We start from the raw sequence: 26,920 nt of genomic DNA, 5'->3' as shown, positions 1-26,920 counted from the left end.
TTCAATGTTGTCCAGCCTACGCGCGCGAACTATCAGCGCTCACTTAAATAAATGGTGCCACGAGCTGGAATAAAAACTACCGCGTTAGATATTTCCGACTGAGAAATCAAACGCAAACGGATGAGATCTTTACATGTCAAAAACTTCTATAGAGCCGCGCATTTTTGCGCTTTTCGGCGCCTTCGGTGATCTGGCCCTTCGAAAACTTTTTCCCGCTCTTTATCAGCTCGATCGGGCTGAATTACTGTCGGCGGATACCAGAATAATTGCCCTGTCACGCCAAACTACTGATAGGACTGAAGCGCAAGCACTAATCAAAGAGAAGCTGGTTCGTCACGTTGCTCATCCACATATCAACGATTTGATCCTAGAACGCTTCGTTGAAAGAATCGAATGTCTGTCTATCGAATTTAGTAAGCCGAGCGATTTTGATAGCTTGGCGGAGAAAGTCGGAGCAAACACTCCGATTATCGCTTTCTTCGCGACGCCGGCGTCTGTTTACGGCTCAATCTGCGCCGGGCTCGCTTCTGCCGGGCTAGCAGAGCGCTGCGACGTGGTTCTAGAGAAGCCCATCGGCCATGACCTCGCTTCGTTCCACGAGGTTAGCGATGCGGTATCTCGCTATTTTCCAGAAAACCGTACTTACCGGATCGACCACTATCTTGGTAAGGACACCGTGCAAAACTTGAGCGCACTTCGTTTTGCCAACAATTTGTTCGGTAGCCAATGGAATCAAAACCACATCTCGCATGTCGAGATTACCGTCGCGGAGACAGTCGGCATTGAAGGTCGCTGGGGTTATTTTGACCAGGCCGGGCAACTGCGCGACATGATACAGAATCACCTCATGCAATTGCTTTGCCTGATTGCTATGGACCCACCCCCGGATCTGTCCGCAAACAGTATTCGTGATGAAAAAGTTAAGGTACTGAAGTCTCTAGTTCCCATCTCCTCTGAAAAGCTGAAGGACAACTTGGTCCTCGGACAATACCGAGCAGGAAACCTGCAAGGCACCACTGTGCCAGGATATCTTGAAGAAGAAGGCGCAAATTCCGAAAGCACAACGGAGACTTTCGTTGCCTTGCGAGTTGAAATATCAAACTGGCGCTGGATCGGCGTGCCATTTTACTTGCGCACCGGCAAGCGAATGGCAAAAAAGCTGTCCGAGATTGTGGTTCATTTCAAAGCACCTCCACATAGCATTTTCTTGCCTGAGCACGGCCAAATAATCAGCAACAGACTGATCATCCGTCTACAACCAAATGAAGGCATCTCCTTATCGGTCATGACTACTGACCGCGGCCTCGAAAGGGGCATGCAGCTTAGAAGCGAGCCACTGCGCTTAAATTTCGCCGATTCAAGCGCTAATTCTCGAATACCAGACGCGTATGAGCGCTTGTTGCTGGAAGTAATGAAAGGCCAGCAAAACCTCTTTGTTAGAAAAGATGAAATCGAATGCGCTTGGAAGTGGTGCGACCAGTTGATCGCCAATTGCAAAGCCCAGGGAATCTCGCCTGACAACTACGCAGCAGGAAGCTGGGGTCCTGAAGCGGCGATGAAGCTGATGGATCGCGACGGCCGGAGTTGGCATGACGATGACTGATATCCAGCTTCCTTCTAATGCATCTTTATCGAAGTTTTCTGACGGTACTGAGCTAGCCAAGGAACTGGCGCATGCGGTAGGAGAACTGCTGCGTGAAGTGCTGGCCAACCAGAAAGACGCCTCCCTGACGGTGTCCGGCGGCCGAAGTCCTATTTTGTTTTTCGAATACCTTTCTCGGCAGCGTCTCGACTGGTCTCGGGTACGTATTTATTTGGCTGACGAACGTTGCGTACCGATACAGGATCTCGAAAGCAATGAAGGTTTGGTGCGTCGCCACCTATTGAAAGGCTTCGCTGCTTCAGCCCGCTTTTTCGGCCTTTATGAGCCGTGTGGATCACATGGGAAAGCAGCTGTTCGGGCCGACCGAGCGCTAAGCGGCCTATCCCACATCGATGTATTAATTCTCGGTATGGGCGACGACGGTCACACCGCCTCGCTGTTCCCGAAAAGCCCCAATTTGACAGAGGCTTTATGCCCGGATGGGGCGAAGCGATGCCTGCCCATGCTAGCTCCCGACGATCCCAAGCAACGCCTAACCATGTCTTTCTCGATGCTGCGGACAGCATCGAGAGTAATCCTTTCGATTCAAGGCGCTAACAAACTTGCAACGCTCCAGGAAGCAGTTGGCGGCGCAAGTGTCGACGACATGCCGGTTCGCGCGTTTCTAGCACACCCTATGCAAATCTACTGGTGCCCTTGAGCACCACCAGGAGAAATACATCCTATGCCAACCCCATCTAGCAATACCTTCATGGCCAAAAAGGTTGAGGCTATTGACCTTTGGTGTAATCAGGCGCGCATCTTGCCAGTCGTTACCATCGAGCGAGAAGAACACATCCTTCCCCTCGCAGATGCATTGGCGGCCGGAGGGCTGCGGGTACTTGAAGTGACCCTGCGTACCCCAATCGGCTTGGATGCGATCCAATTATTACGAAAAGAGCGTCCTGAGCTGATAGTAGGCGCCGGCACGATTCGTGATACGAACATGTTCACCCAGGCGGAATCGGCAGGCGCCCAGTTCATTGTTTCCCCGGGCAGCACACCGGAGCTTCTTGAAGCTGGCTTGAACAGTCCTGTTCCACTAATTCCGGGTGTTGCAACTGCGTCTGACGTAATGGCTGGCTACGCGCGGGGCTACCGTCGTTTCAAACTATTCCCCGCTGAAATGTATGGCGGTATCGGGGCGCTAAAAGGGCTTGGCGGCCCGTTCGAAGACATCCGGTTCTGCCCAACTGGAGGTATCAGCGCCAAAAACGCCGCTCAATATTTAGCGCAACCGAACGTGATGTGTGTCGGGGGTACCTGGATGTTGGAGGCCGAGAATGTGCGTCAGGCCAACTGGAGAGCAGTCGAGACAGCAACGAAGGCTGCACTCGCTGCGTGCGGAACGAATTAACGCCGACAGCAGGTACCACCCCCTCCGAGCAACGCAACCAAACAGTGAGAAGTCGAGATGGGCAAGTCAGTCGTAGATATTTTTCCACGCAGTGAAGCTGTGCCCAAGCAGTTTCAACTTTCTAATCCAACGGAGCAGCGTGAATACCTTCTGAACGGACAACTGGTAATTTGGAAAGGCGTACTAGCACCTGTGACGAGTCCCATTTTCTTGTGCGACGAGACAGGCGAAGAACATCAGGTCGTCCTCGGCAGCGCCCCGCAACTAGATGCGGAGGCGGCTCACGAAGCCTTGCACTCCGCAGTCAGCGCATACGACAAGGGCCGCGGGCTATGGCCGACCATGCGCGTCTCAGAACGTATTGATCGCGTCGAGCAGTTCCTGGTCCGTATGCGCGAGCAGCGCGGTGAAGTGGTAAATTTGCTCATGTGGGAGATTGGAAAATCTCTCAAGGATGCACAAAAGGAATTCGACAGAACCTGCGATTACATAGTCGAGACCGTTGATGCGCTAAAGGAACTTGATAGAGCTTCCAGCAGGTTCGAACTGAAAGAAGGTGTACTCGGCCAAATTCGCCGCGTACCTCTGGGCGTCGCCCTCTGCATGGGGCCGTATAACTATCCCCTCAATGAGACCTTCACCACCTTGATTCCCGCCCTGATCATGGGCAATACAGTGGTGTTCAAGCCAGCGAAACTCGGCGTTCTACTATTACGCCCGCTGCTGGCAGCTTTCCGAGACAGCTTCCCAGCCGGCGTGATCAACGTCATTTATGGCCGCGGGCAGGATACCGTGAGCCCGTTGATGGCCAGCGGCAACGTCGATATTTTCGCCTTCATTGGCACCCACAAGGTCGCGAATACTCTCAAAAAGCTTCATCCTCGCCCGCACAGACTTCGCTCCGTTTTGGGGCTAGACGCGAAAAATCCGGCCGTTGTGCTTCAAAATGCCAATTTAGATATTGCTGTCGAAGAGGCCGTCACGGGCGCCCTTTCTTTCAACGGTCAACGCTGTACCGCGCTAAAGCTCTTCTTCGTTCACCAGCGCATCGTCGAGGACTTTCTGGAACGTCTAAGCGCTCGCATCGGGAGCCTACGCCCAGGGATGCCGTGGGATGAAGGCGTTGGCCTAACGCCTTTGCCAGAGCCCGGCAAGATCGAATATCTCCAGCAATTACTGAGCGACGCGTTGGAAAAGGGAGCGAAAGTTATAAACCCAAACGGGGGCGACTCAAATCATTCTTTCTTTTATCCAGCGATAGTGAGCCCGGTAACACCAGAGATGCGACTTTTCCGTGAAGAGCAATTCGGTCCATTGATTCCGGTAGTCCCCTACGAAAGCCTCCACGATGTCATTGAACACATAACGTGCTCAGACTACGGCCAGCAACTATCGATTTTCGGCGAAGATCCATCAGAAGTCGGCCGCCTCGTAGACGCCTGCGTGAATCAGGTAGCGCGAATCAACATCAACACCCAATGCCAACGCGGACCGGATAGCTACCCTTTTACCGGTAGAAAAGATTCAGCGGAAGGAACGCTCTCTGTGGCAGATGCACTGCGGGCGTTCTCTATCCGTTCTGTGGTCGCAACGCGCTTTACCAAATCAAACAAACACCTTGTGAAGCAGATCATAGAAGGCCGCGAATCAAAGTTTCTAAGCACAGACTACCTCCTGTGAGGGCTGGGCGCGTCAGAGCAAAACCGCGCCCTCCGCCTGATATTGAAGCAGCTTTGAAAGCGACCGCCCGCACGAAAACCAGGACATGTCGCTAGCAACCGATGCTAAGCGAGTGTCATTCAAAGTGGTAGGAGCAGTTCGAGGACTGAATCGCTCCTAGTATTCTAGACACTTGGCTCTCCGACATATAGCTCCGGCCCATGCGCAACGACCAACGCTAGACTGATCAGTTTGGACTTCCACTCGGCAGTAGGCTCGTTCTCCGATTTTGTTCTTGAAAACCTGCTACCGCAGCTAGACCTCGAAACCCAAGGCCGCACAACTGCGCAGGCCCGAGCCGAGCTCCTGGATTTTCTCGGAGAGCAGGGCCCGATAGAGATCACAAGTGACGCTCTAATTGGGACTGGCCGCTGCTGCTGTGGCTCGCCGGTCCGGTAGGCCTGCCAACAAACGTGTCCCAAGGCGAAATCAAAAGTGACTTGGCGATTGCTTACTCTGGAGCAGAACCACCGCATCATGCGCCTGAGGATGCTCGCCTGTTAGCCTGCATGCTGGAAGGGTCACAAGACGTATGATGGTGCGATTACGAGATAACCCCAGGCGATGTTTGTTAATGACCGTTGGGGGGACAGGTGTTTGCTAAAAACCTTTACCTTTGATCGGTGAACATGCCCCGTTCAAGCGCCGTCCAGGCATCACACCCAGCACGGATAGCCTCAGCAAAATTGACCATCGCAGTCCCGGAGTTCTGTCGCTCCAAGGCCCTCCGCATGAACGACGCCGCTGCGGACTCCAAAGACTCAAGTTCCATATTTGATGGATTCAACAGCGTGAATCTCTGGAATACTTGCCTACCGTCGGCTTTCTCATCGATCTGGAAGGTATTCAAAAAGACTTTCCCAAGAGAGCCTGCAAGATGACCATCTGGTCGATTCCAGCTTCTGCCGATACCATTCTCCTGGGCCGCCATCTCGAGCTGCTTTCGAATTTTTCTGGGTATTGTTGCGGCAGCTTTAGTGCGGTTGGAGAACCTGTGATTTGCGTAGCTTGCAGCGCCCTTTATCACAACCCATACCACGAACCATAGCTGTGAAACACTGTAGGTGTGAAGCCCTTGCCTGACTGCCCCTCTGATTTTCTCGAGGTCTTCAGGTTCGAGGATAAGACGATAGGTGTCACACTGGTCAAATAAATAACGAACGACGTCGTTTTCAGCATAATCCAGCCAGAGCTCGAACAAAGCTTTCGCGTCGGTGAATTCACGCTCTGCGATGGTTCTGATGGCTTTATCGCCGCGCCCACATTTTTCGTCGGCAACCAGGAAATACTCTGCCTGATTCCGGCGAATCATGAGCTCATCATCTTCAAGAAAGTAAGTCCCTGGCCTAGCCATGCGGGGCGAATCCAAGATGATATGTTCCTCGCGCAGCCTTCTGAAGAAACAACTGGAACCATATGGAGCGAGCGCATCGCACTCGGCCTCTTTGAAGGTGCCTTTGGCAAGACGTGGTCCTAAAAGCATATCGATGGCCACCAGCAGCACGCAGACGTCATCTGGCAGTGACTCATATGAAATAGTACGGGAATACATCTCATGACTGCGCTTTTCCAGCATGCACTGGAGCTCCGCCTCTTCGGCTTGCCTCATCCGCAGCTCATCTTGTTTGATACTCTCCGTACACGCTGCGCAAGGACGGCTAGAAAGCTGAAACGCCTTTCTCGGCTCATGACGCTTGGTTACCGAGACGGCTCCGCTGCAAAGGTAGCATCGCTGATTCTCATCATAAGCGAGGCACCACTGGCGCACATGGCTACTAACAAAGCTTGACTGGGTCAGTTTACGAAACGGAACCAGGTCACTTACTTTTTCGATGTAAGCGCCCTCACCGTCCATAGCCCAGTACCGCTTCGCTAGCTCGATCTCCTCAGGGTCCTGGGTCAAAAATTCTAGCCTAACTGCCATTCCTGATTCCTTCTACTATCACTAACTCTTAAGCACATCGCTATCGAGCATCTTTTTGTTATATGGCTTAATTTTGTCACGCACCGCCCTCAAGTCAGCTACCGGTGCTGGCTCGATCTTTATCGCCTTTGGGTTTCCTTGCCGCTTGTCACCATAGCGCCTAACTGAGTTGGTAGACTGGTGACCCATAATGTATGCGATTGTCTTTAAATCGAACGATGAGACTTTCAAGTTCGCACCGACCTGATGCCGTATTGAATACATGCTTGGAATAATTTTCTTTCGCGGCCAAATTTTTTGGCCTTCCATTCGGATTCGATGTCTGATGGCATCAATCGTCCAAGTATTTATTCGAAGGATTTCTATGCATGTTGCTACTATCCCTCTCACAGTTTCATCGGTGATAGTCAACAGCCTGTCAGCACCCCGCGTGCCATTAGTCTTTTTTGCACCGCGAATGAAGAGTAGATTTCCATCAAGATGCATATCACGAAGCTCTGCGGGTCTGGCTCCTGTCTTGCTTATCAGGCAGACAGCGGCAAAGGCTGGCAGGAAGTCAGCTTCCCCAAGATGTTTAGCCAGGGCGACGAGGTCGTCGTCAGCGAATGATTTAGCCCTCTTTGGCTTTGCTTTTTTGATTAGCGTGCTACCGCGCTCAGTGACAGGGTTCACTACCGCCTTGATTTTTGTAGCCGCTTTAATATGCCCCTTGTTCTCCAGATCGAAGGAGATGGCATTTTTCAACCTTCTGAAATATGCGGGCTGAAAATTTACAGCGGTAGATACCAGAGCTTGCTTGATACTTGAAACACTCAAAGCAGCACCGTTCATATGATGGCTATAAAAGTGTGCAGCAATCGCAATATATTGCTTTTTTGTTTGATCGTTCATAACGCACCGATTTCTTATTATTATGGCGCTCAGCCGGTATGTATATAATGAGCATCTGTTCGGTGCAGAACAAGTTTACAGCCAGCCAACCTTAGTTATATAAATCGGTTAGCCATGCATAGCATAGAAAAACATCATGTTTTTGATGGCAAAATATTAGCCGCTTCGCGAAGGTGCATTGAGGACATTCGCCCAGAAACTGAAGACCTCTCACCTGCGTTCGAAGTCTTGCTCGTTTCTGGGCGAATATCCTCAACGCCCCCATACTTGACGGTCAAGTATGGGTAACGTCGAGCCGTACTCGATGAATCGAGTACGGCTTGTATGTTTGCCATCAAACGCATGCCGACGAGCGCTTCGCACGCGTCGAATTTAGCGACCCTCTAAGCAGCAAGCCGCACCTGGCTTACTGCACCGAAGACCACAGCCGGCTCGACCATGCCGAGCGGTCTTCTGCCAAAGCGTACTTGGCCTCAGCGAATTGGCTTTCTACCATTGCGCGTACCAACCCTTCCTTTCGCTTGTCGGTCACGTGTGACAAGTCACCTTCTCCGACATGATCGCGCTCCCAACCAAAGTCTTCAAGAAAAGACACTATGCATACAATGGGTATCCAAAGACTTTCTTCCAAAGCCTGATGCTCTGAGTCAAATGGCATGTATTTGAGAAATGTCTTCCATCGGTCAAGGATTACCTGATAGTCCGACATATCAATCTTGTAAAACTTGCATGCCTCGAGCGCGTCAAAATAAACCATCCCTTTGGACGAGGTAACGAGTTGGATGAAACCTTTAAGCTCTGGCCATTGCAAATCAAGCACTCCTATCTGAATATCCCAAAAACCGATATTCGCATATTAGTAATACCTTAGCGCCTTGTCAACAGTTACCTGAGGCGCTTGTGTCGAAATCTCTTTATCGTCCTGAAACAACAATACTGCTCAAGCTGATCAAGGAATGCCGAACAGAAGCGGGTTTAACACAGGCCGATTTCGCGAAGGCGCTTGACCGCCCACAATCGTTTGTAAGCGACATAGAACGTGGTTCACGCAGACTCGACCTGGTCCAACTTAGGGATATATGTGCGGTGCTGGGGTTAAGCCTTATCGACTTCGTTACACGGTACGAGCAGTTAGTAGCGGAGTCGCGGCAACAGTGAAGCTTGCCCGGAGCCTCCAAGGTCGTAGTCCACAATGATCAGAGCCAGCGAATCGGACCTACACCGGTTGCTCCCAATATGAGCGCTAGCACTCGCCTCTCACAGCACTGCAGCGCTTTGCATAACGGTAACGTTTGTGTAGCCAGCTTCGAGGAGACCCTGCTGCGTGGCAAGCACGCAACCTGAATTGTAATCTGGTTCATACCAGGCGCCCGTTAAGGAGATAGGTGTGGACAAAGGAACACCTAGCTCTGCGAGATGACTAAGGGCGATCTCTGTGTGTTCTGGATCGTCTGCTTCTAGCCTGTCGGCAAGCATCGGCGATCTTGAAATCGCATCTTTAATGGCTCTATCGAGGAGAGGGTAAAGCCCAAGCTCGTCACTCAACCAACCGTCGAGTACCAGTATGTTGCCCGACCAGCCGTTTAACTCGTCTATCACAGCTTCCCTGGCAGCATCTGCTTCGTCGGAAAGATTCATGTCCGCCGAACCACATAACGAGCCAGGGTGGACCAGGATTAGCAACGGACTGAATTTATTCTGGTGTGAACTGTTTTCTTGCATAGATACCGCTCGTGGAAGGTTGCTAGATGGTCAACGGGTGGTGACAGCGTTTTTATTCACCGCCCCAGCATCCACGACAGTTTTGATGGTAGAGGTCATAAATTGCCGAGTCAATATCTATTTATCTTGTTTTTCAATGACTTAGTATACCAGAAGAAATGTTTCAAATGCGCAAGCTAACCCCATACCAAAAGTACAGACTTGTCGCTGGACAATTACGGACATGCCCCTGATTGAGCGCTGAAACCAGAAGCTTGGAGAGATAGGAATGAGACTTTCAGCCTTGCCATCAACATACCGACGTAGCCATCGACGTGCTCGATATTGATACTGCGCCCCGCAGGTTGATAACCGAACTGTTTGAGCGCGTAAGCCCGGATGATGAGGCTTTAGCGAATCCTCCGCTAGCGAAAGACGATATCCCAGTCTCGCATCACGAGGTCGCGGCAGGCAGCTGGCGCACCCCCGAAGCAGCGCTTGGAAGTAGTTTTGAGCTTCTCTATCGAGTCGTAACCGATGGCTTCGCCCGTTTCATCTACCAATACGCCGCCGGCACCGAGAAGGATGGCGTGTCCCGCCACTACGTCATGTGCTGAGGTGGGGACGAGGGAAATAGCCGCAATCGCGTCGCCCGCAGCTGCCGCAGCCAACCTGTAGGCGATGCTGGTAGTAGGCACAGGTGTCGCGGGCGCGCAGAGTTGCGCGTTTAATCCCAGTTTCTTCCGAGCTCCGTTGCTGACCAACACGCTCGCGCTGCGCTGCAGTTCAATGTCGCAAAGCGAACGCTTCAGCATCAGGCCGTTGCGGTAGATGTAGTCCGTCCCCAGTGCCCAGGCGATGCAATCCGGGCCGCGATCCTCGGTCACGGGTGCATACACCACTCCTAGAACCGGCTTGCTCCTGAAAAGCAGACCTACGGAAATCGACGAACCTTTAAACCCGCTTAAAAAATCGGCCGTTCCGTCGTTCGGGTCGACCACCCAAAGGTGCTCCGCACCGTTAAGCTGCGACCCAGTTTCTTCCCCCCAAAAGTCGCAGTTCAGAATTTCTATCAAGCCGGTGCGAAGCAAACTTTCGATTTCTAAATCTACATCTGCTTTGTCCCCGGAGCCGCGAGGACCTGAAGGTCGCTGCCATTCAGCCACTAACAACTCACCGGCAGCAACGACCTCACGGATGACCTCCTTGAGCACCTGAGCATAATCGAGCGTATTCATACCTGCTTTCCATTTCGCTTTAACGTGAAGGAGCCACACCTGACAGGTGATGCAGATGCATACTACAGAAGAATCTCAGCTTCAGCCGGACTCCGCGTCAAAGGCTGAGCGCACTTGCTCTAGCCCCTCCAGCGTCGAGAGTGTAGTGGTCTACCAATCCGCGCCTCATCACCACGACGGTCCATCTTCGAGATGGCTATCGCTTTGGCTTTGTCGGCTATTGGCCGCCTGCACCCCGTGGGAGGAGCTACTCTCGGCGGTCAACAGCTGTCTCAGGATTTGGTTTCAGCATGCCTGATTGGAGTGAGGACTATCACGCCGTCAATCAATTCGAGAGTTAGTGAATCACCGGGACCGACGCCCATTCCTGCAAGCACGTTTGGCGGGAGCTCGACAATAAGATCCCCGGTGTCATCGCCGGAATCTTGGCATCTCACAATCGTCCGTACTGATTCGCTCATGGGAAGTTCGCCTCACTCTCAGCCACTGCTCTACCGTAATCGATATCTTACGCTAGACGGCATGTGATCGGCAGCTATCGGCCAAAAGCGGACGCCTAAAGTTGCGTGCGAAACTAAGGGCGACTCAGACTCCCAGTACGCTCATCCCATTGACTAAGCTTCAATCAGCTGGAACTCACCGCTCCGGTACCTAGCCTCTTTGCAATCATCCTGAATAGACATTAGGAATCTGGACGCTGGGTAGCCGGGCGTAGGGTTGTACGTCAGATATAGCGATTCCCGCGCACGAGTCATTGCCACGTAGAGCCTGGATGCCTCTCGCGATTCCTCATGGGCTTGTATATTTGCCTGGGGCATTACCCCCTCAACCAAACCCATGATGAACACGGTAGCGAACTCGTGCCCTTTCGCGGACTCAATGGTGCTGATTTTAACGTTATCGCTCTCATAGTCGATGTCCTGACGAAGCTCAGCACTTTGTATATCTCTGTTCGTCAGAGCCTGCCGGACCTCCTCTCGTAGTCTATTCTGGGGCGCAATGATGCAGATCTGGCCAGCAGTTTGTCCCATGGCAAGCAGTGATTGGACTTTGTTCGCGACGGCCTCGACTTCATCATTCTGATTCTGGCACTGAATCAACCATGGCTTTTCACCGTGTCGTTTGGCAAAGTCCGGTAGAGATGGGCGGCGGAGATCATCTTCGTCGGTATCCGAGAACTCGAACTTAGAGACCAGGTTGAATGCAGCGGTGAGGATTTCGTGTGTATTCCGGTAGTTCTTTTTGAGGCTAACGCTTCGTCCGACAACATCAATACCAGCTCGTTTGAGTGCAAAGCCCCGTTTGTAGATGCTCTGAGCTCCATCGCCGGCCAGGAATATCCCGTTTTCGACATGGGCCAACACTTCGCCCTCCGGCGTTTTGAGCTTGCTAAGAAGCACGACGTCTAGTTCGGTCAGGTCTTGGACCTCATCGACCAAAACGCTGCGGTACTGGCCAACATTCCCACTTTCTTTAGACATGCGCTCGACAGCTTGGGATACAAGAAGCTCATGATCTTGCTGACGCTTGGATTCAACGCCAGCGGCATAGCGCACTACTACCTTCAAGATCATTTCGCGTGCGGATTTATTGAGCGCTATCGCCCTGCCTCTACGATTGAACAGGCTTGAATCGAGATAGCGCTCAAACTCTGATGGGCACAGGCGACCGCGAACATACTCGAACTCCTCCTTAAGGAAGTTGCGTAGTTCAAGCTCTTGCATTGAGCCCATTGGGGTTTTGGAAAAGCCAGCTTCATCTTTGAGTGTTGCTATAGCGTCTTCCATCAGGACTTGCTGGGCCTCAGGTGCTAAGGGCGCAAAATTGATGCGTACCTGCAATTCGCTAAGCACGTCCCGAGCAAAGGAGTTCATGGTCTTGGTCTGGATGAGTGATTTTTCTGCACCACAAAGCTCATCGACCAGCTTTTCCAAAAGCTTTCTCATGCTTTCCGTAAGCGTCACAAGCACGACAGGCTGATGGTATTTCTTGGCTAGGAAACGAGCTCGATGCACCAGGACTGAGGTTTTTCCGCTTCCCGATACGCCTCGCAGGCGAACGGGTCCCTTATAGTCCCGCTGTACAATTTTTTTCTGTTCTGGGTGCAAGAACAGCATCCAGTCGGAAAATGTTTTTTTCCCGAAAAACTCATCAAGCATGCCTTCGTCGTCGAAGGTAACAAAGTGCTCGGCGTTGGCGATGGAGCGCATTTCCGCCTGAAGGGTATTATCTTCGGATACTACGCTCGCTTCGTCTGCGATAAGTACTCGATGGTTAAGCTCTGCCCAGTCCTTGTTATGAGCCAAGACGAATAGGTCGAAAAGCGTACTAGCTGAATCGTAGTCACCCAGTTCATCCAACTTTACGAGGATGCCATCTGCGTCTTGCTCGAATTGCGCACCAGTTATTCGTTTTGCTAGTGACATTTGATTGTCGTTGCACTTCAGGTTCGACCAATCATCGTCGCTCAAGAATCTAAGGAGAGGAGCTTGGAGCTCGGACTCAGGGCTATCTAAGTCCAAGCGATCGACCGGAACATGGCGGTTACCGTCGTAGGTGGCTGGCATGAAGTTCAGCGTGCCATCCGTTGGGCTTTTTACCCAGGTGTAGTTTCGATGGCTATCCAGCCATCTTTCGGCATCGTCGTGATCCCCAACGAACAGGAATGCCCTGGTTTTTTTCACGCCGTCCACCAGCTGGACAACAAGTCGATAGGCGCCAGGAAGATCGAATTTCTCTACGTTTTTGAGGCGCGACTCGCCATGCTTGGTGCGAGGCAGAGAGCTAATAGAGCCATTTGTTCCTGCTTCGGCCATCGCAGCTCGAACGGCTTGAACGATCTTCTTGTGGCCAGCTTCTTGAAGCGACCTCAGATAGCCGTTGAATTTCTTGGTGTAGATGACTGCTTCCATGATTCTTCCTTGATCTGAGTTGGCTGACGCGGATGAGCGATTTCTGAAGAATGCACTTGGCCTGTTCTTTACTGCAAGCAGCCAGAAGCGGTCACTCACTGCGAGCGGGCAATACTTCGTTTTTCGTAGAGCTAGCCGCGGATACAAGCAGTGACGGAAAACTTCTCTGTCGTTCCATCGGAGCGGTTGACCCAGAAGCACTTGGTGCCGAAGTCGGCGCTTCGAACGCTAAAGTCAATAATGCCACAACCGATTTTCTTGGCAGAATCCGGGTGATTCTCTAGCGCCGCTCGCAAGAAAACTGCGTCGTCAGCGTTGACTCGATCGCCTAAGTCATAACGCCCGAGCATCGCTTTGAGAAACGCAATGGCGTCCCCCCTCCTTTCAAAGTGCAAAGAGCCGAGAGTGATAGGCTTTGCTGGCATAGGTAACCTCTAAGTCGTAGGGTTATTTACTGCGCTGCTTGATCGGGTAGTGCAAGACGCTCGCGCACCTCGCGAATGATAATGGCTGGAATATCCATTGCGTGAAGTTGGCTTGCGCGCTCGTAGGCCCACGCTATGCATTCCTCCTTGTTTAAATCGTCGCGGGCAATTTTCTCGTATAAAGCAACAGCGCTCATGCGGGAGAGACCAAGCTCCATGAGCGAAAGTAGCGTCGTCGACGAAACGCCAAACTCAAGTTGCATTCCGATATCTATGCCATCATCGATTAGGTCTTCACGGCCAATCTCGCGAAGGTGCAAATGCAGCACATCCATATAAGCGGAAAGGTATTTTGGTGCTCTAAACCGAGCGATCTGCTCCACTAACTCCATCGTGCCACGGATGAGCTCAGGCAACTTGAAAGACCTGCCGACCTTTTGGTGCCAATCAATACTGTCACGAATGATCCTGGCCAGCGAGTACCCCTTTAGCCATTTGACGACGATCAACGCATACAGCTTGATACGAGTCCCGGGTGTGAAAGCAAAAAACAAATGCTCGTTGACTCTCTCCATAATTGTTACGAATCGATCATAGCTGTCGTTGCTCGCGACTTCAGCAGGGAGCAGGTTTTCTACATCACCAGGGTAGGCACGAAAAGCTTCGAGAAGATGCTGAAGGCCAATCGCATTCACGCCTGGGTGTCTGGTGGCAAGGTCGACGCTGATTTCGATCTGCTCTGCTAGCCCCCCTAGGGCTTGGTCGAGTTTCGCAATCGATGCAGCGTCATGGCGTTTCGCAAGGCTAGCCGCTGATATGGAGCCGAGCCGCATAAAAGTGGTGAGCAAATAGGCTCCAACCTGCTCGAACTTATCCTTGTCCTCAATACTGGAGAGATCCGATAGTCCACGTTTAGAGAGATAGTCCGCCATGCCGTCCCCAAGATCGAGAACTGCGTCACTTTCGCGCTTAATGGGATAGCGTGCGCGACCAGGAACCCCGGTCGGCCAAGCCTGCTTGTCTTCCGGATCGATGCAGATGATGTTTCCTTGGAATTCATCACCCCATCTCCCTGCGCGACCAGCCAAGTTCCAGAAGTCGTGCGGCTCCATCGGATGGCCTTTCCCTTTACGCGGTCCGCGCACCACAATTGTCCGACAGGACAGATTCACGCCCTCGATCAAAGTGGAGGTGCATACCAGGAAACGTATCTTACCTAACCGAAATAACCGCTCTATCTCTAAACGGAGCAGTGACGGCATGTTGCCGTAGTGGAACGCTACCCCGAGCTCCACAAGCGGTGCTAACCGGAAGTCCTGATGCACGCCCTTTCGAGCGAGTTCAGCGAGCTGTGAAAGCTCCAGATCAATACATTCAGGTTTGGGCAAAAGCTGGCTGATCAAGTCAGCAACTTCTTCCGCTTCTCCTGCTCCATTTGCGTAGACAAGGGTTCCACCTCTTTCTCCGGCAGCTGCTGCGATGAATGCGAGGCGCTTCTTAAGTCCGGCTGGTGTACTCGCGAGCTGAAGAATCCCTATTGGAAGTTCTGCGCCTTGCTGTCGTAGCGTAATCGCCCAAAGCTTCGATTTTCGCGGCACTTGGGTCGCGACCATTAGATTCTGAAGAACCGGAGATGAATCGCTATCGACAGCGATGGTCTGCACACCATCGGGGGCGTCCGAGAGTAACTCTTCCGGATTTTGGGTTGCAGGGCTGATGAAAACGGCTTTCAGCTTTGGATTGGCGCGAGTGGCACGCTCTATTGCGTCCTGCAAAATCACGCCGCGCTGGTTGTCACCGATCTTGTGCGCCTCGTCCACGATTAGCAGATCTACCGAAAGCACATCGCTGAGCAAGTTGGCGAGAAGGTGCAGCCGCTCTTGCGTAAAGACGAGAATCACTCGTGCGCCACCCGCCCGCGCAGCTTTATATTTATCGGTGAGGGGAAGGGACGAAACCTCGACTAGTTCGACATTACCGAGGAGCTCCTTAAGATTGGTCTCGATTTCGGAGACAAGCGCGCGGGTCGGAGCGAGATAAACAACCACCCGGCTCTCACCCGCTATTACTTGGTCGATCAACCACTGAAGCACAAGAAACGTCTTACCTGAAGCAGTCGGTGCTGATGCTGATAGCCAGTTATCGCCAGTCGCATTGGTCCAGAAGCGCTGCTGAAAATCGTTTACTTGAAGCCAAGTCCCGCTCGATTGCACCAGGATGGAACGATCTATCTCACGACGCTGAGCCTCAAGACGCAACGCAATACCAAGCCGCGTATCGAGATCAGCTTCCACCAACTCTCGATCAGTGGCTAATGTAATTGCCCGAAAGTTGGAAAGCTTGCCCATCAGGACGGCACCAGCGTCCTTGAATGCTTGATCATCTGTCAAAGAAATTGCAGCGGTTGCGACTCGAAGAGCGGCTTCTTGATCGCCCCTTTGATCGGATCGCGCGAGAATACTGCCGGCGAGCAACAATCTGGGCCAGTCAATTGACGTTGGGGACTGTATCGAGGTATCTGCTGACAGATTGTCGAGTTCATTACGTACTGTGAGTTGAGTGATCGTATCGAGATCGCATCGAACGCCTTCTTGGAGAAGCCACGATTGTAGGTCGGCGAGGCTCATTACTCCTTGACCCCCATTGCCTTTAGGAATGCAGCGCGGAAACCTTCGGCCGACGGCAGAGGGACGCAAAATAACTCGATTTCTATCTGTTCGAGCCTCTCCAATTTCAGCCGTTCGCCAATACGATCCCTCCAACCGCTAAGTGCAGTGCGGGACGCCTCGACGATCTCCTCAGCAACCGCCTTCGCCTCGTCTTTCGGATAGAACGGTGCATCGAAGCCTACAAGGGCCAAGCCGCAATATTGAACCCGCTTCGACATGACCGATGACTTGTCAAAATACTTCTTGAGTGCATCTGTGAGTGCTGGATTGCTAAGGTCGGCCTTATCGCTAAGGAGCATCAAATCGCGCTCCCGCCCTGCATCCTCGTGCTCGGGCTCGATCAAAAAGGGGGAGAGAGAATTGAGACAGTCGCGAATCGCAGCGCTCGCATCCGCGTAAACTTTTGATTCGCCCCAGTAAAGCTTTAAAATGCCCTCTGATGTCACCCCCGCGTACACCCCATCCGCGCCGTGATAGTGCATACGTGTGTCCGTCTTGAGGTCCATCTTGCAAAGAATCTGTGGCAGCTTGAGAAAGCGCTCCGCCAGCAGGAACAGCAGCATCTCTCCGCCCTCACCGGTGTTCGCCAAATCAGTAAACGAGCGCTTGGCACGCTCTATTAGCTCAGCGACTGCCTCGGTGCTGTTGAATCTGTTGTCCCGCGCTTTTGCGTCGGCGAGCTTCGAGCGCGGGATCGCATAATCTACGACGGCATTCCGCATGAACTCTGCCAGTCGATGAGTTTGAACACGGCCATTTCCATCAACTGATAGGCAGTGGCAGTGAATCTTGACTAAATGCCCATCAATGGGCACGTCACGCTCTACGAGCGTCAGGTGAACCTCAAGTGCTTCTGGGTTCCCCGTCAGAGCAGCTTCGAGATCGGCAGGGGTGATGATCGACAAACGGCCTCCATTCCATATCGTCCGCCCATCTGCCTTCAGATGGCACAACGAGATCACAATGTAACCGGCTTCACTACTGTAGTGAATAGGGCAAGCCACTGTAGGGACTCTCAAATGACCGCTAATGGCCGGTTAGCGCTTTTTGCCATTAAGGGTCATGGTTATCCTCCATAACGTGGAGGACAAGCCATGAACACCAGTGTTGCTCGTGAACCCTGGAATAAAGGCAAGCTAGTCGGGCAGAAAGCGCCGCTTCGACTCAGAGATATTTGGTCTATTCGAGTAAGGCTCCAAATTGCTGAGAAAACTCGAGATCTAGCTCTTTTCAATTTGGCAATCGACAGCAAGTTAAGGGCCTGTGATTTGACGAAGCTCCGTGTGCGCGACATCGCCCATGGTGCACAAGTATCGTCTCGGGCAATTGTGATGCAGCAGAAAACTCATCGACCAGTCCAGTTCGAAATCACCGAACAAACCCGGACGACTCTAGAAGCCTGGATACATAAGGCCGAACTGCGAAGTGAGGATTTCCTTTTTCCGAGCAGATTGCACGCCTCAGCCCACCTTTCCATCAGACAATACGCTCGAATCGTCAAAGCCTGGGTAATATCCATTGATCTTGATCCGGCCATGTACGGCACCCACACGCTAAGGCGCACCAAGGCTTCACTGATCTACCGTAGGACGAAGAACCTCAGGGCCGTTCAGCTTCTACTGGGCCACACGAAGTTGGAAAGCACGGTCCGGTATTTAGTAATCGAAGTGGACGACGCTCTTGATATGGCAGAACAGACCGAAGTCTGACCAGCGATAGCGCCGGCTTAAACCAGACCGGCGCTATCGGCCAGAAGCGGACGGTTCCGCAGAGCTAAGCAGACTTGTTTTGTAGCTTGGTGGTGTCTAAAAAACCATAGCAATCCACATCATCAGACTGCTCCTGACGACAGAATAGAGCCCCGCGCGGGCTTCACTCTATCCATATAGGGAGGCTTTGCCTCCAGGCAGACGGATTCAAGCCTTCTAGCATTAAGGCAAAGACCGGATCCCGGTGAATACGATCCGGCATACCTCGTCTGCCAAAGCCATCTCGCTCTCTCTCGTTCTGCCCTCAACCCAGCTGGATATCCAGAAAAAAGCGCCCGGCGAGAGTGTGATGATATTCTCATCAATGTCCGAGTGGAGTCCGGCCGCTATTGCGGTAGCTCTGACATCTGACATCTTTTCCGCGATTGAGGTGGCACGGCTTACGTGTGATTTCGACAGATTTGATATGCTGCCCTGCAACGTAAGCGGAGGCGACCGGGTCATTTGCGCTTGACAGTTCAAATGAAGGGACGCCAGCAGCTGTTCCAGAGGGTTTCCAGAGCTATTTATTGCAATGTCCGCAATGCTGTCGTACTGCTCGAATGCTTGAAGGAAACAAGCCTTGACGAGAGCCTTCTTGTCTTTGAAATAATGATAGACCGCGCCCTTAGTCGCGCCCAACTGATCCGCAATATCATCAAACGTAGTGGCTTCTATGCCTTTCTTATTGAAAAGCAGCGAGGCGGCACCTACGAGCTGATAGCGCTTCTCCTTCTGAAGACTTTCCGGGTCGAAGGCCTTGAAAGGTCTTGGCGACAAATCAACCCACTGCTGTTGGAATGAAACCGAAAATTCCCGATCGGTACTAACGCCCTCCAGCACTGCTTGCTTAATCGCGTCTGCAGCTATCTGGTAGTGACAGTCTAATGCTTGCTGGTCTAATGCAGCCCAGCGATACCAGAGCTGCGCCCAACTGAGCAGCCCTTGAATAACCTGAGCGCCAATGGCTACGTTAAATGGCCTCAGCTGTTTTGAGCTGATCCCCTCCTCAAGAATCGACTCAAGCAACCCCACATTCTGGTCGATTATTTCCGCTAACTCAGACCTCTGAGCGCTGGGCAGTATGTCCAGATCAGTCAGTACTGCGCGTTCTGCATTTGGGCCCAGCAGAGTTCTATCGATGTAGGCGCCCAATCTCTCAGCAGCACCGCCTTTTACTGATAACGCGAAATTCAAGTCTTCCGCATTGTTTTTACACGCAAACAGGTAGCAAGCATGTATCAGCGCTACTCGATCCTTGAAGTAATAGTACAGCGCATTTCTGGTCAGCCCCACGAGCTGGGACAGTTTGCTCAACCTGATCGCCGTTGCACCCTGCTCGTTCATTTGGCGAGAGGCTACAATGATGATTTCTCGTCGCTTAAGATCTTTCTTTTTTTCAGGTTGACCCATCGTAGAGCGCACACAAGACAATTTGGGAAGAATGGCTCGCAGTATACCGAAGCCTGCATTATGGGGCGCTTTATACATGCAACGAGTCAGACTATTTTCCACCGCCCTCTGCGCTCACTTCACGTAAAGTCTGAGCGCAGAGGGATCGATCTCAATTACCCATTCGTCTCAAGGAGCTCGGTTCGAAGTCGCTCGCGCGCGCTCTCTCGTTGAATTTCCAGGGCTCCTGTTCTTCATTGGCAAGGCCAGATACAAGATATGCGCCGCTTAAGAGGTCATGCCAAAGACTGGCCGCGTACCATGGGAAATTCGCATCGTAATACTGGATGATCGGATGCAGTGCGACGCGCCACAGCTCGCCTCGTGAGTCATACACATCACTTGAGACCACGCTCCAAGAGTCCTCGTCCAGGAAGAAGGTTCGTTTTTGGTACATATGACGCTCTCCCTCCCGAACCGTGGCCTGAACGACCCACACTCGGTGCAGCTCGTAGCGCATATAGCTGGAATTCAGCGTGCCCTGCTGAAGTAGCTCGCTGTAAGACACGTCTTTTGATTTCAGATCGTAGGCGTTGTAGGGAACATACATTTCCTTTTTCCCCAGCAATTGCCAGTCGTAACGATCCGGTGCGCCATTGTAACCATCGTACTCGTCGTTAGTGATCAACCCATCCGAGCCCTCAATCGGAGCATCGTAGGCAATGATCGGCGCGCGCCTTACTCGCCGCTGGCCTTCACTGTAGATCCAGGCGGATCTTGGTTCTTTTGTCTGGTCAACTGGCTCATGAACAAGAGTGATGTTCCCCGTAAGAGATGCTGGCGAAAGTATCTTGCCGATAAAACTGTACAGATGGTTTTCACGGTGCTTATCCATGTTGCGGTCGAACACCCGACGTTCGTATCCGCGCACTAACGTGTAGGAACCATTGGCCCTGACCGGAGTTTGGATGAAGCTGCGTTCACCCCCCCCACCCAAGTATCGAACATTGTGGTTCCAGATTGCTTCCAGGCCGTTTTCAGGTATCGGGAACGGAGTAGTCGAGCCATTAAGGTTTTCCAGGCCATACCCACTAAGCTTGACGGAGGTAGCCTGAGCTCTCACTTGGGCCTCCACCGCTTCAGGGAGCGCGGCGGTCCTGTGCGTCTGGTAAACCGGCATACTGAACTGAGGATATCGTGTAAGCAGCGCCTGCATACCCGGCGTCAGGTTATCCCGGTACTGGTCCATATTCGCAGCTGTAATTGTGAATAGGGGCTGCTCGTCGGCAAAAGGATTAACGTACCCCTGCCCCGGACTCCAGTTCTCTGGTGGTGTCGCAAGCCCACCAGTGTAAGCGGGAATGCTGCCGGAACTGTTGCCGGCAACTTCACCACCAATCGGCGTCAAGTCCTGACCTAGGCGGGCAGCCTGTTCTGGAGTAATGGCGGCAATACACTGGGGCGCCAGTGAGAGCGCAAGAGTTGCCGAGAGCGCTGCAGCGATGCGCGCTGCATGGAACGATGTGCTGATCATTGATTTTTTCTCGTTTTGTTTTTGTTCACGAATCAAAAGCTGTAGCTGTAGCTAGCGCCGTAATAGTCACGATCACGCAGCGCGTCGTAGTCTGCGTCATTGCTGAATCGCACGTAGCTCAGGTCAACTTTGTGTTTTCTGTTGTAGTCAAAGCCAATGCCGACTGAGGTCGTGAGCCGACCCTTGTTGAACTGGCCGTCCGGTGAGACGCCATCAACGTCGTGACTGAGAAAACCGTAAGGTGAGACTTTTATGCCGCTGCCTAGGACGTTGGCATAATCAAGCTGAGCGCGGACGCGATACCCCCATGCGAAATCGGTGACATACCCATCGTTTTTGCAACCGGTTGGGTGCGTGTTGGTGCCGCCGGCGGAACTGCAGGTGTTGCCCAAGTCTGAGCCATTGGAACCAACCCCGTAAATGAAGCCCCGACCGTAACGTACGCCGTCCGGATCTTGGGGAACGTTATTCCACTGCATTCCAACCTCACCGATCACGGTGAGCGATTCTGCGCCAAGCACGTTGGAGTAAAGGTTCAACCCGTTTACAAGCAGCTGTGTCTGCTCAAAGCGATCCCAAGCAGCATAGACCTGCTGAGGCGACTGCCCGGTCAGCATGAGTTCTTGCAAATGACCAAGCGGGCCTGCGCCAGAAAGAATGCCATTAAGCAGATCCGCACCGTTCTGCTGCACTGGCTGGTTTGGCGAGTAGCTGAGCTCGGCGCCGATCGACCAGGTATCGATGACGGTCGTGTAGCTGAGCCCGAACAGACGTATATCCTCCGGGTATTCCCATGACGATCCTACGCCGCCAAACAAGGGCGGATTAGCGTTCGGGAATGCGGGGATTGGAGCTGGCTGGCCGTTGGGGACCCCGACAAAAGGAACGCGTGAGTGATAATTCAGGTAGTACAGGCCTAGCTCGCCGTCGAGCGCGTCAACAGGGACTCGCAGTGCAACGCCCCATTGCCCGCTGTCGCTGGGCGATTTGCCTTTGTAGGCAGGCACATAACCGCCGGCATTAAGCGAATCGGGGGAGCTGATGCCCGGGATGATCAGGCCTGCTACGTTGCAACCACCAAGAGATTGGCCGATGACACCTTCGGTTTGAGCCCAGTAATTGCCACACCCTTCTACCGGAGTGCTTTCATATTTAAGCTGATAAAAAGCTTCAAGTGAGATGCCGTTGTCGAAACCGGCATTCATGTATGCCATCCAGACGGGAAGAAGAGCTTCCTTGATCTCAGTACCCGGACGACGCAGCGCAGGCACGTCCAGCGGGTTGACCTGGTTAACCCCCTGAACAAAGACACTCTCCCCCCAGTTGACAACCTGACGCCCCAAGCGAGCCGTGACCGGGTTGTCGTTTAGATAGAACGTGCTGTACACATAGGCATCCAGCAGATAGATCCCCTTGTACTTTTGCAGGTCCTCAAAGCCATCGTCATTCAGACGACGCGGACGATAGCCGTTGGAGACACTCCCGAAGTTAACATCCTCATTTTCTAGCGTGTAGTCATACCAGCCTTTAAGGCGCACGAAGGCGCCAAGGTCGCCGTTGCGAATTGACAGATCAGTTACGAACTTGGCGATTGTCGAGAATCGGTCACCTTTGTCGTAGTTAAGGTTCCCGCTGTCGATCTTGTCTCCAAGCCCGCTGGGCTTGCCGACTAATGCGCCGTTGGCGGCACTGTATAGCTCGTTGTCCTGATCTTCAGCGCGCCACTGTGTTCCCACAGAGATGTTGGTGTTCCACTGCCCGCTCCACCCATTATCAAGCTCATAAGCCATCGCATCTGCTTGACTTGAGATGCTCAGACCCACGGCGATAGACAGCGGTGTAAGGTAGAGAAATGCACATTTGTTCTTATTGTTCATGACGCCTCCTGGCTAGGTTCCGGCAATCGACACTCGCGATGCCGTTTGTTGTTATTCCGCCTTGCTTTGTGCGAGCGATCGACTTACGCCGACCGCTCAGGTGGTGTTCAGTGTCTGTTCAGGTCTTGATAGAGGGCAGATATCAATGCAGAAGCGCGTGGCTCGCCCACCAGTACTGTGCCCATACGGTTCATGGTGTAGGCACAGCTGACTGCTTTATCCCTGTCGGCGAATGCGAACGAGCCGCCCCAGCCAGAGTGACCGAAGGCCGAGGGATTTGGACCATAGATTCCCAGCGTATTCATCAGGAAACCGCAGGCCCACTGAGATTCCATACCCATTACGAGGTCGATTGCTTTGTCGGTTTGAGGCGTTATCGCCTGCTCGAGAACCTTTTCGCCAAGCAACGTGGCAGATCCCAAGGTACCGTCTGTTGCCAGTGCGCCGTAGAGCAGTGCCAGCGATTCTGCGGTAGCGAAGCCATTTGCTGATGCATTGTCTGCGGCCCGCCAAGCTTGCGTGTTGGCAATATCCGGCGACATCAACGGATTCATTAGTGCCGCTTTCTGAGCATCCGTAAGCTCTGTTGCGTAGTTGCTGGTGCTCATGTCGGCTGGAGCGACTACGTCAGACGCTTGGCCGCTCAATCGCTCCGGCAACCCAATGTGGATGTCCAGTCCAAAGCGCGCAGCCAGCTCTTGCTCAACAAACTCCTTGAGTGAGCGGCCATCTACACGGCGGAACAACGCACTTAGCAAGATCCCGATGGTAAGAGCGTGGTAACCGTGCTCGGAGCCCGGAGTCCAGAACGGCGTCATCTCGCTGAGTTCTGAGGCTGCTCCATCGAGATCGTAAAAGTGTTCTGGAGACACCGGCTGCCGAAACCCGCACAGACCCGCCTGATGAGACAGGAGTGAGGCAAGAGTTACAGCGCGCTTGTCTTTTTCTGCGAACGCTGGCCAGAACTCTGCGAGCGGCGTATCGAAACCGATCTTCTCTCGCTCCACCAGCATCCCCGCACATACTGCCGCAACACCTTTAGTGGTGGACCAAACATTGACCAACGTGTCTTTCTGCCACTGCTCTGATGTTGTTTCGCCGGCGGCGCCTGCATCGTGTTTATAGCCCCCCCAGAAAGAGGCTACTAGACGATTGTTCTGTGTTACCGCAACAGATGCGCCAACCTCACCGCGATCGATGAAATTCTCTTCAAACGCCTCACGCAACGCGGGGAACTGTTCATGACCAACCCCGCCAATTCTTATCTCTTCCTTCATTTTTTAAGCCTTTCCAAACGTTAATTGTTGTAATTTTACTTTTTGGTATGCAGAAAGGTATTTTTGTTTTATTTTGTTGTCAATCATTTTTCGACGATTTGGTATGCTTCCTGTGCGGCGAAGTTCATCAGGCTTACGGGTCGGAAGGGGATTCAGAAGGGTGTGGTGCTTTTAGCTTGCGAAACTGGATAAAAAGCAGATCAAGATCCGGACAGCAGCGATGGCGGGTGCGATATCGACCTGCGCCGTTTCGCTGCGTGGAGGCCAGCGTATTAGAAGGCCATGGCCACCGTGTAAACCACCGCGGCGTCACCGCCTAGCCTGGTGTATACTTCCTCAGTCTACTCTGGCTGCACACTTGTGGCTCTGAACGATTCAGCGGCATAGCAAGAGATAGGGGTTCTGCCCCGTTTCCGTGGGCGGCCCAGAAAAAGGAACCGCTTGTTTATAGAATAGACCGTCCGCTTCTGGCCGATAGCAGCCTTAACCGCTGGACTGATAGCGCGTCCCGTGCGGCCACTCTCACCGATGCTAGTATCGAGCGCGACTCTCTCCGGCCATTTCACCGCAGAAAATCACACTAGACGCTCGGGAAAAAAGAAAACAGAGCCGATTGGAAACCTGAGACGAGATCACACACGCCTTAGTGGGCAGTAGTTTCAGAAATGATGTGCGGTTCATGCCGGTCATGGGTAGTCCCGACGTTCGAGAATATCGGCAAGCAGCCGGGCATCTTCAAGCGCGTGATGGGGAGGTTCAGCGCCATCGTACGAAAACTCAAGATCGCTGCTGATTCGACCAGCCTTGACGTTACCTGGCAGGCCTTCCGGACCGGCCAGCCACAACAGTAGAGGCCAATCCCAGGTGGGTGCGTCGCAGATGATTTCGACCGGGCCAAGGCCCCTAACAAAATCCAGCAGCCGCATACGTGCCTGTACCGTGTCGCGCCCGTGAACTTTCAGATCGAGCTGCGGTATCACGATCTCTTTCACGAAATCCGAACAATCGCATTCTTCCCACGCGTCCGTCAGCTCCACATAGAACTCAGGGCCGCTGGGGACTACTAACGCCAGGCTGATCAGCTTGTAGATATATGAGTTCAGAACCGTGAACTCTGTGTCCAGATAGGCGCGGATCATTTCAATCTCCGGCTTACTGCCAAAAAGTGGGTGGTGCTTTTCTCTATGCTTCTCGTACTAGAAAAAACGCCACTCTCCGACCTCCTCAAAACCCGGGCCATCAGTGGTAAGTCGGCTTCGGTAACGACCGGATAGTGTTTATCAGTACGGCCTCGTCAGCTTCGCGCATGACACAGACGTACAAGCTGTTGCGCGTGTTCAGCACCAGAAAACCGTCATGCAGAATAAAACTCGCTATGGGAGAGGTGCGAATAGTATGGCCGTCGGCAAACCTGTTTGTGACCGGATCTGCTTTGAGGTGGTGATATATCGTGCCAAAGGCCACCATGCCAACAATAATAGGATGTAGCAGATACCCTGTCACAGCGAAAGGAAAGACAGTATCCCGCGCTTTTTTTAACACCTGCTCTTCTGACCGCAACAAGTCATAACTCATCTAGCCCTACTCTCAGATCGGAGTATTTTTACGCACCTTCGATGGCTATGGAGAGCCAAGTGTCGTCAACGCGACGATACGACGACATAACGCAAGGTGCAGCTGGAGAGAGAACCGCCCGAAGGCGGTTTTCAAAGCCACCCGGAGGGTGGTGAAGGATTACAGCTCGGCCACTAGAGCACCGTTTTCTTTCTAAGCCACCCGGCGGGTGGTGAAGGACTAAAGCTCGGTCACTGGAGCACCGATTTCTTTCTAAGCCACCCGGTGGGTGGTGAAGGACTACAGCTCGGCCACTAGAGCACCGATTTCTTTCTAAGCCACCCGGTGGGTGGTGAAGACACTTGCTCACTCAACTAAGCAATTGCAACAATTCCGATAGTAGAGATGAGAAATAGCCGCGTCAACATTTTTTCTATATTTTTCAATGGTTTGGTATACTCAGTATACCAGAAGAAATACTGCCCACCTGTGAGCTGCAGCAGTACCATACGCAAAGATCTATAGTCCTCGGCCAGCCACAGAAATGCCTTTGTCTGATCGCTGGGTCTCAATTAACTGGTGGGCTGGGTACAGCCCGCTGAACCACCCCAAGAGTTTCCGCAGCAAACCCTTAGACCCCATCCGCACCCAGCGACTGCTCAATCGCTTCAGCCAAGTCACGAAGTGCATCCGCAAGCCGGCTGTCCTCGCGAGCATCACCGGTGGCGGGCTCGAAGCTCTTCGCGTGACGAAGCAACGCTTCAGCGTCATTTGTATTCAAATCCAGTCGGATCATGGCGTCGGCTTCCTCGGATACGGACAGAGATACTGTCCATGCTGGCAGTAGGCAGAATTATCTAACCCGGAAAATAGTTTGGTCAAACTCCTACCCCAAACCTACCCCAAACCAATTTTTGGCCAAAAAAAAGACCTGCCTTTTCAGGCAAGTCTTTGATTTTTATGGTGCCGGCACCAAGAGTCGAACTCGGGACCTACTGATTACAAGTCAGTTGCTCTACCAACTGAGCTATACCGGCACGGGGTCGCATTATATAGAGGT

22 protein-coding genes and 1 tRNA gene are annotated in these 26,920 nt (G+C 52.6%); 6 read left to right on the top strand and 17 right to left on the bottom strand.

The annotated features are described in order from the left end of the window. Positions 1-133: 133 nt before the first annotated feature. From zwf to BLU07_RS01615, 4 genes are read left to right on the top strand one after another with little or no spacing between them, the layout of a single operon-like run. Positions 134-1,603: a glucose-6-phosphate dehydrogenase gene (gene zwf, locus BLU07_RS01630; protein ID WP_092383492.1), complete on the top strand. Its 1,470-nt coding sequence runs from the start codon at positions 134-136 to the stop codon at positions 1,601-1,603. Beyond that, a complete protein-coding gene (gene pgl, locus BLU07_RS01625; RefSeq protein ID WP_092383490.1) occupies positions 1,590-2,303 on the top strand; it encodes a 6-phosphogluconolactonase in 714 nt (237 codons plus the stop codon). Before zwf ends, pgl begins: the two co-directional genes overlap by 14 nt. Before the next feature lie 51 nt (positions 2,304-2,354). After that, positions 2,355-2,999: a bifunctional 4-hydroxy-2-oxoglutarate aldolase/2-dehydro-3-deoxy-phosphogluconate aldolase gene (locus BLU07_RS01620; protein ID WP_092389504.1), complete on the top strand. Its 645-nt coding sequence runs from the start codon at positions 2,355-2,357 to the stop codon at positions 2,997-2,999. A gap of 57 nt (positions 3,000-3,056) precedes the next feature. After that, positions 3,057-4,679, top strand: coding sequence for an NADP-dependent glyceraldehyde-3-phosphate dehydrogenase (locus BLU07_RS01615; RefSeq protein WP_092383488.1), 1,623 nt, complete (start codon positions 3,057-3,059; stop codon positions 4,677-4,679). Between the two features lie 649 nt (positions 4,680-5,328). On the opposite strand, the gene BLU07_RS01610 is transcribed toward BLU07_RS01615, so the two are convergent. The 3 genes from BLU07_RS01610 to BLU07_RS01600 all read right to left on the bottom strand — a co-directional run bounded on the left by BLU07_RS01610 (position 5,329) and on the right by BLU07_RS01600 (position 8,344). Further along, complete coding sequence (locus tag BLU07_RS01610; protein ID WP_092383486.1) at positions 5,329-6,642, bottom strand: hypothetical protein; 1,314 nt, start codon at positions 6,640-6,642, stop codon at positions 5,329-5,331. A 21-nt stretch (positions 6,643-6,663) separates the two neighbouring features. Continuing rightward, positions 6,664-7,533, bottom strand: coding sequence for a site-specific integrase (locus BLU07_RS01605; protein WP_092383484.1), 870 nt, complete (start codon positions 7,531-7,533; stop codon positions 6,664-6,666). Positions 7,534-7,939: 406 nt separating this feature from the next. Then, positions 7,940-8,344: a hypothetical protein gene (locus tag BLU07_RS01600; protein WP_157719049.1), complete on the bottom strand. Its 405-nt coding sequence runs from the start codon at positions 8,342-8,344 to the stop codon at positions 7,940-7,942. Between the two features lie 89 nt (positions 8,345-8,433). On the opposite strand from BLU07_RS01600, the gene BLU07_RS01595 reads away from it, so the two are divergent. After that, positions 8,434-8,691 (top strand): helix-turn-helix domain-containing protein, encoded by a 258-nt coding sequence (locus BLU07_RS01595; protein ID WP_092383480.1) that lies wholly within the window; start codon positions 8,434-8,436, stop codon positions 8,689-8,691. 99 nt (positions 8,692-8,790) lie between these two features. Here the strand turns inward: BLU07_RS01595 and BLU07_RS01590 are convergent, their stop codons facing one another. The 6 genes from BLU07_RS01590 to BLU07_RS01560 form a co-directional block, all read right to left on the bottom strand. Further along, positions 8,791-9,255 carry a hypothetical protein gene (locus BLU07_RS01590; RefSeq protein WP_092383478.1) on the bottom strand — a complete coding sequence of 155 codons (465 nt, stop codon included), beginning with the start codon at positions 9,253-9,255 and terminating at the stop codon, positions 8,791-8,793. 404 nt (positions 9,256-9,659) lie between these two features. Continuing rightward, positions 9,660-10,472: an inositol monophosphatase family protein gene (locus BLU07_RS01585; RefSeq protein ID WP_092383476.1), complete on the bottom strand. Its 813-nt coding sequence runs from the start codon at positions 10,470-10,472 to the stop codon at positions 9,660-9,662. Between the two features lie 614 nt (positions 10,473-11,086). After that, a complete protein-coding gene (locus BLU07_RS01575) occupies positions 11,087-13,384 on the bottom strand; it encodes a 3'-5' exonuclease (RefSeq protein WP_092383474.1) in 2,298 nt (765 codons plus the stop codon). 131 nt (positions 13,385-13,515) lie between these two features. Beyond that, positions 13,516-13,734, bottom strand: a complete 219-nt coding sequence (locus BLU07_RS01570; protein WP_229744492.1) for a DCL family protein — start codon at positions 13,732-13,734, stop codon at positions 13,516-13,518. Between the two features lie 101 nt (positions 13,735-13,835). After that, positions 13,836-16,436: a DEAD/DEAH box helicase gene (locus BLU07_RS01565; protein ID WP_092383470.1), complete on the bottom strand. Its 2,601-nt coding sequence runs from the start codon at positions 16,434-16,436 to the stop codon at positions 13,836-13,838. Further along, the gene (locus tag BLU07_RS01560; RefSeq protein WP_092383468.1) at positions 16,436-17,383 is read right to left on the bottom strand and encodes a HamA C-terminal domain-containing protein; all 948 of its coding nucleotides are present in this window, start codon (positions 17,381-17,383) and stop codon (positions 16,436-16,438) included. Before BLU07_RS01560 ends, BLU07_RS01565 begins: the two co-directional genes overlap by 1 nt. A 189-nt stretch (positions 17,384-17,572) precedes the next feature. On the opposite strand from BLU07_RS01560, the gene BLU07_RS01555 reads away from it, so the two are divergent. After that, the gene (locus BLU07_RS01555; RefSeq protein ID WP_092383466.1) at positions 17,573-18,187 is read left to right on the top strand and encodes a tyrosine-type recombinase/integrase; all 615 of its coding nucleotides are present in this window, start codon (positions 17,573-17,575) and stop codon (positions 18,185-18,187) included. A gap of 222 nt (positions 18,188-18,409) precedes the next feature. Here the strand turns inward: BLU07_RS01555 and BLU07_RS01550 are convergent, their stop codons facing one another. The 8 genes from BLU07_RS01550 to BLU07_RS01520 form a co-directional block, all read right to left on the bottom strand. Continuing rightward, positions 18,410-19,639, bottom strand: a complete 1,230-nt coding sequence (locus BLU07_RS01550) for a TetR/AcrR family transcriptional regulator (protein ID WP_172830081.1) — start codon at positions 19,637-19,639, stop codon at positions 18,410-18,412. A 151-nt stretch (positions 19,640-19,790) separates the two neighbouring features. Further along, on the bottom strand, positions 19,791-21,152 hold the full coding sequence (locus tag BLU07_RS01545; RefSeq protein WP_092389502.1) for a DUF1329 domain-containing protein: 1,362 nt from the start codon (positions 21,150-21,152) through the stop codon (positions 19,791-19,793). Positions 21,153-21,184: 32 nt separating this feature from the next. After that, the gene (locus BLU07_RS01540; RefSeq protein WP_092383462.1) at positions 21,185-23,029 is read right to left on the bottom strand and encodes a DUF1302 domain-containing protein; all 1,845 of its coding nucleotides are present in this window, start codon (positions 23,027-23,029) and stop codon (positions 21,185-21,187) included. 107 nt (positions 23,030-23,136) lie between these two features. Continuing rightward, on the bottom strand, positions 23,137-24,306 hold the full coding sequence (locus BLU07_RS01535; RefSeq protein ID WP_092383460.1) for a serine hydrolase domain-containing protein: 1,170 nt from the start codon (positions 24,304-24,306) through the stop codon (positions 23,137-23,139). Between the two features lie 686 nt (positions 24,307-24,992). Next, positions 24,993-25,445 carry a hypothetical protein gene (locus tag BLU07_RS01530; protein ID WP_231701667.1) on the bottom strand — a complete coding sequence of 151 codons (453 nt, stop codon included), beginning with the start codon at positions 25,443-25,445 and terminating at the stop codon, positions 24,993-24,995. A gap of 100 nt (positions 25,446-25,545) precedes the next feature. After that, positions 25,546-25,881: a hypothetical protein gene (locus tag BLU07_RS01525; RefSeq protein ID WP_092383456.1), complete on the bottom strand. Its 336-nt coding sequence runs from the start codon at positions 25,879-25,881 to the stop codon at positions 25,546-25,548. Between the two features lie 610 nt (positions 25,882-26,491). Next, complete coding sequence (locus BLU07_RS17670; RefSeq protein WP_172830080.1) at positions 26,492-26,656, bottom strand: hypothetical protein; 165 nt, start codon at positions 26,654-26,656, stop codon at positions 26,492-26,494. A gap of 165 nt (positions 26,657-26,821) precedes the next feature. Beyond that, positions 26,822-26,897 (bottom strand) — tRNA-Thr (locus BLU07_RS01520). Between the last annotated feature and the right edge of the window lie 23 nt (positions 26,898-26,920).

This window comes from Halopseudomonas salegens (assembly GCF_900105655.1).
Lineage (GTDB): Bacteria > Pseudomonadota > Gammaproteobacteria > Pseudomonadales > Pseudomonadaceae > Halopseudomonas > Halopseudomonas salegens.
The sequence above is the reverse complement of the archived record's forward strand: the minus strand, read 5'-3'. Positions and strand labels throughout refer to the sequence as shown.

What these genes read in the sequence shown, in the direction of transcription:
- BLU07_RS01575 (WP_092383474.1), bottom strand. Translation starts at nt 13,384, where the DNA reads ATGGAAGCAGTCATCTACACCAAGAAATTCAACGGCTATCTGAGGTCG.
- BLU07_RS01565 (WP_092383470.1), bottom strand. Translation starts at nt 16,436, where the DNA reads ATGAGCCTCGCCGACCTACAATCGTGGCTTCTCCAAGAAGGCGTTCGA.
- BLU07_RS01620 (WP_092389504.1), top strand. Translation starts at nt 2,355, where the DNA reads ATGGCCAAAAAGGTTGAGGCTATTGACCTTTGGTGTAATCAGGCGCGC.
- BLU07_RS17670 (WP_172830080.1), bottom strand. Translation starts at nt 26,656, where the DNA reads ATGATCCGACTGGATTTGAATACAAATGACGCTGAAGCGTTGCTTCGT.
- BLU07_RS01545 (WP_092389502.1), bottom strand. Translation starts at nt 21,152, where the DNA reads ATGATCAGCACATCGTTCCATGCAGCGCGCATCGCTGCAGCGCTCTCG.
- BLU07_RS01610 (WP_092383486.1), bottom strand. Translation starts at nt 6,642, where the DNA reads ATGGCAGTTAGGCTAGAATTTTTGACCCAGGACCCTGAGGAGATCGAG.
- BLU07_RS01615 (WP_092383488.1), top strand. Translation starts at nt 3,057, where the DNA reads ATGGGCAAGTCAGTCGTAGATATTTTTCCACGCAGTGAAGCTGTGCCC.
- BLU07_RS01555 (WP_092383466.1), top strand. Translation starts at nt 17,573, where the DNA reads ATGAACACCAGTGTTGCTCGTGAACCCTGGAATAAAGGCAAGCTAGTC.
- zwf (WP_092383492.1), top strand. Translation starts at nt 134, where the DNA reads ATGTCAAAAACTTCTATAGAGCCGCGCATTTTTGCGCTTTTCGGCGCC.
- BLU07_RS01535 (WP_092383460.1), bottom strand. Translation starts at nt 24,306, where the DNA reads ATGAAGGAAGAGATAAGAATTGGCGGGGTTGGTCATGAACAGTTCCCC.
- BLU07_RS01540 (WP_092383462.1), bottom strand. Translation starts at nt 23,029, where the DNA reads ATGAACAATAAGAACAAATGTGCATTTCTCTACCTTACACCGCTGTCT.
- BLU07_RS01530 (WP_231701667.1), bottom strand. Translation starts at nt 25,445, where the DNA reads ATGATCCGCGCCTATCTGGACACAGAGTTCACGGTTCTGAACTCATAT.
- BLU07_RS01590 (WP_092383478.1), bottom strand. Translation starts at nt 9,255, where the DNA reads ATGCAAGAAAACAGTTCACACCAGAATAAATTCAGTCCGTTGCTAATC.
- BLU07_RS01570 (WP_229744492.1), bottom strand. Translation starts at nt 13,734, where the DNA reads ATGCTCGGGCGTTATGACTTAGGCGATCGAGTCAACGCTGACGACGCA.
- BLU07_RS01605 (WP_092383484.1), bottom strand. Translation starts at nt 7,533, where the DNA reads ATGAACGATCAAACAAAAAAGCAATATATTGCGATTGCTGCACACTTT.
- pgl (WP_092383490.1), top strand. Translation starts at nt 1,590, where the DNA reads ATGACGATGACTGATATCCAGCTTCCTTCTAATGCATCTTTATCGAAG.
- BLU07_RS01585 (WP_092383476.1), bottom strand. Translation starts at nt 10,472, where the DNA reads ATGAATACGCTCGATTATGCTCAGGTGCTCAAGGAGGTCATCCGTGAG.
- BLU07_RS01525 (WP_092383456.1), bottom strand. Translation starts at nt 25,881, where the DNA reads ATGAGTTATGACTTGTTGCGGTCAGAAGAGCAGGTGTTAAAAAAAGCG.
- BLU07_RS01550 (WP_172830081.1), bottom strand. Translation starts at nt 19,639, where the DNA reads ATGGGTCAACCTGAAAAAAAGAAAGATCTTAAGCGACGAGAAATCATC.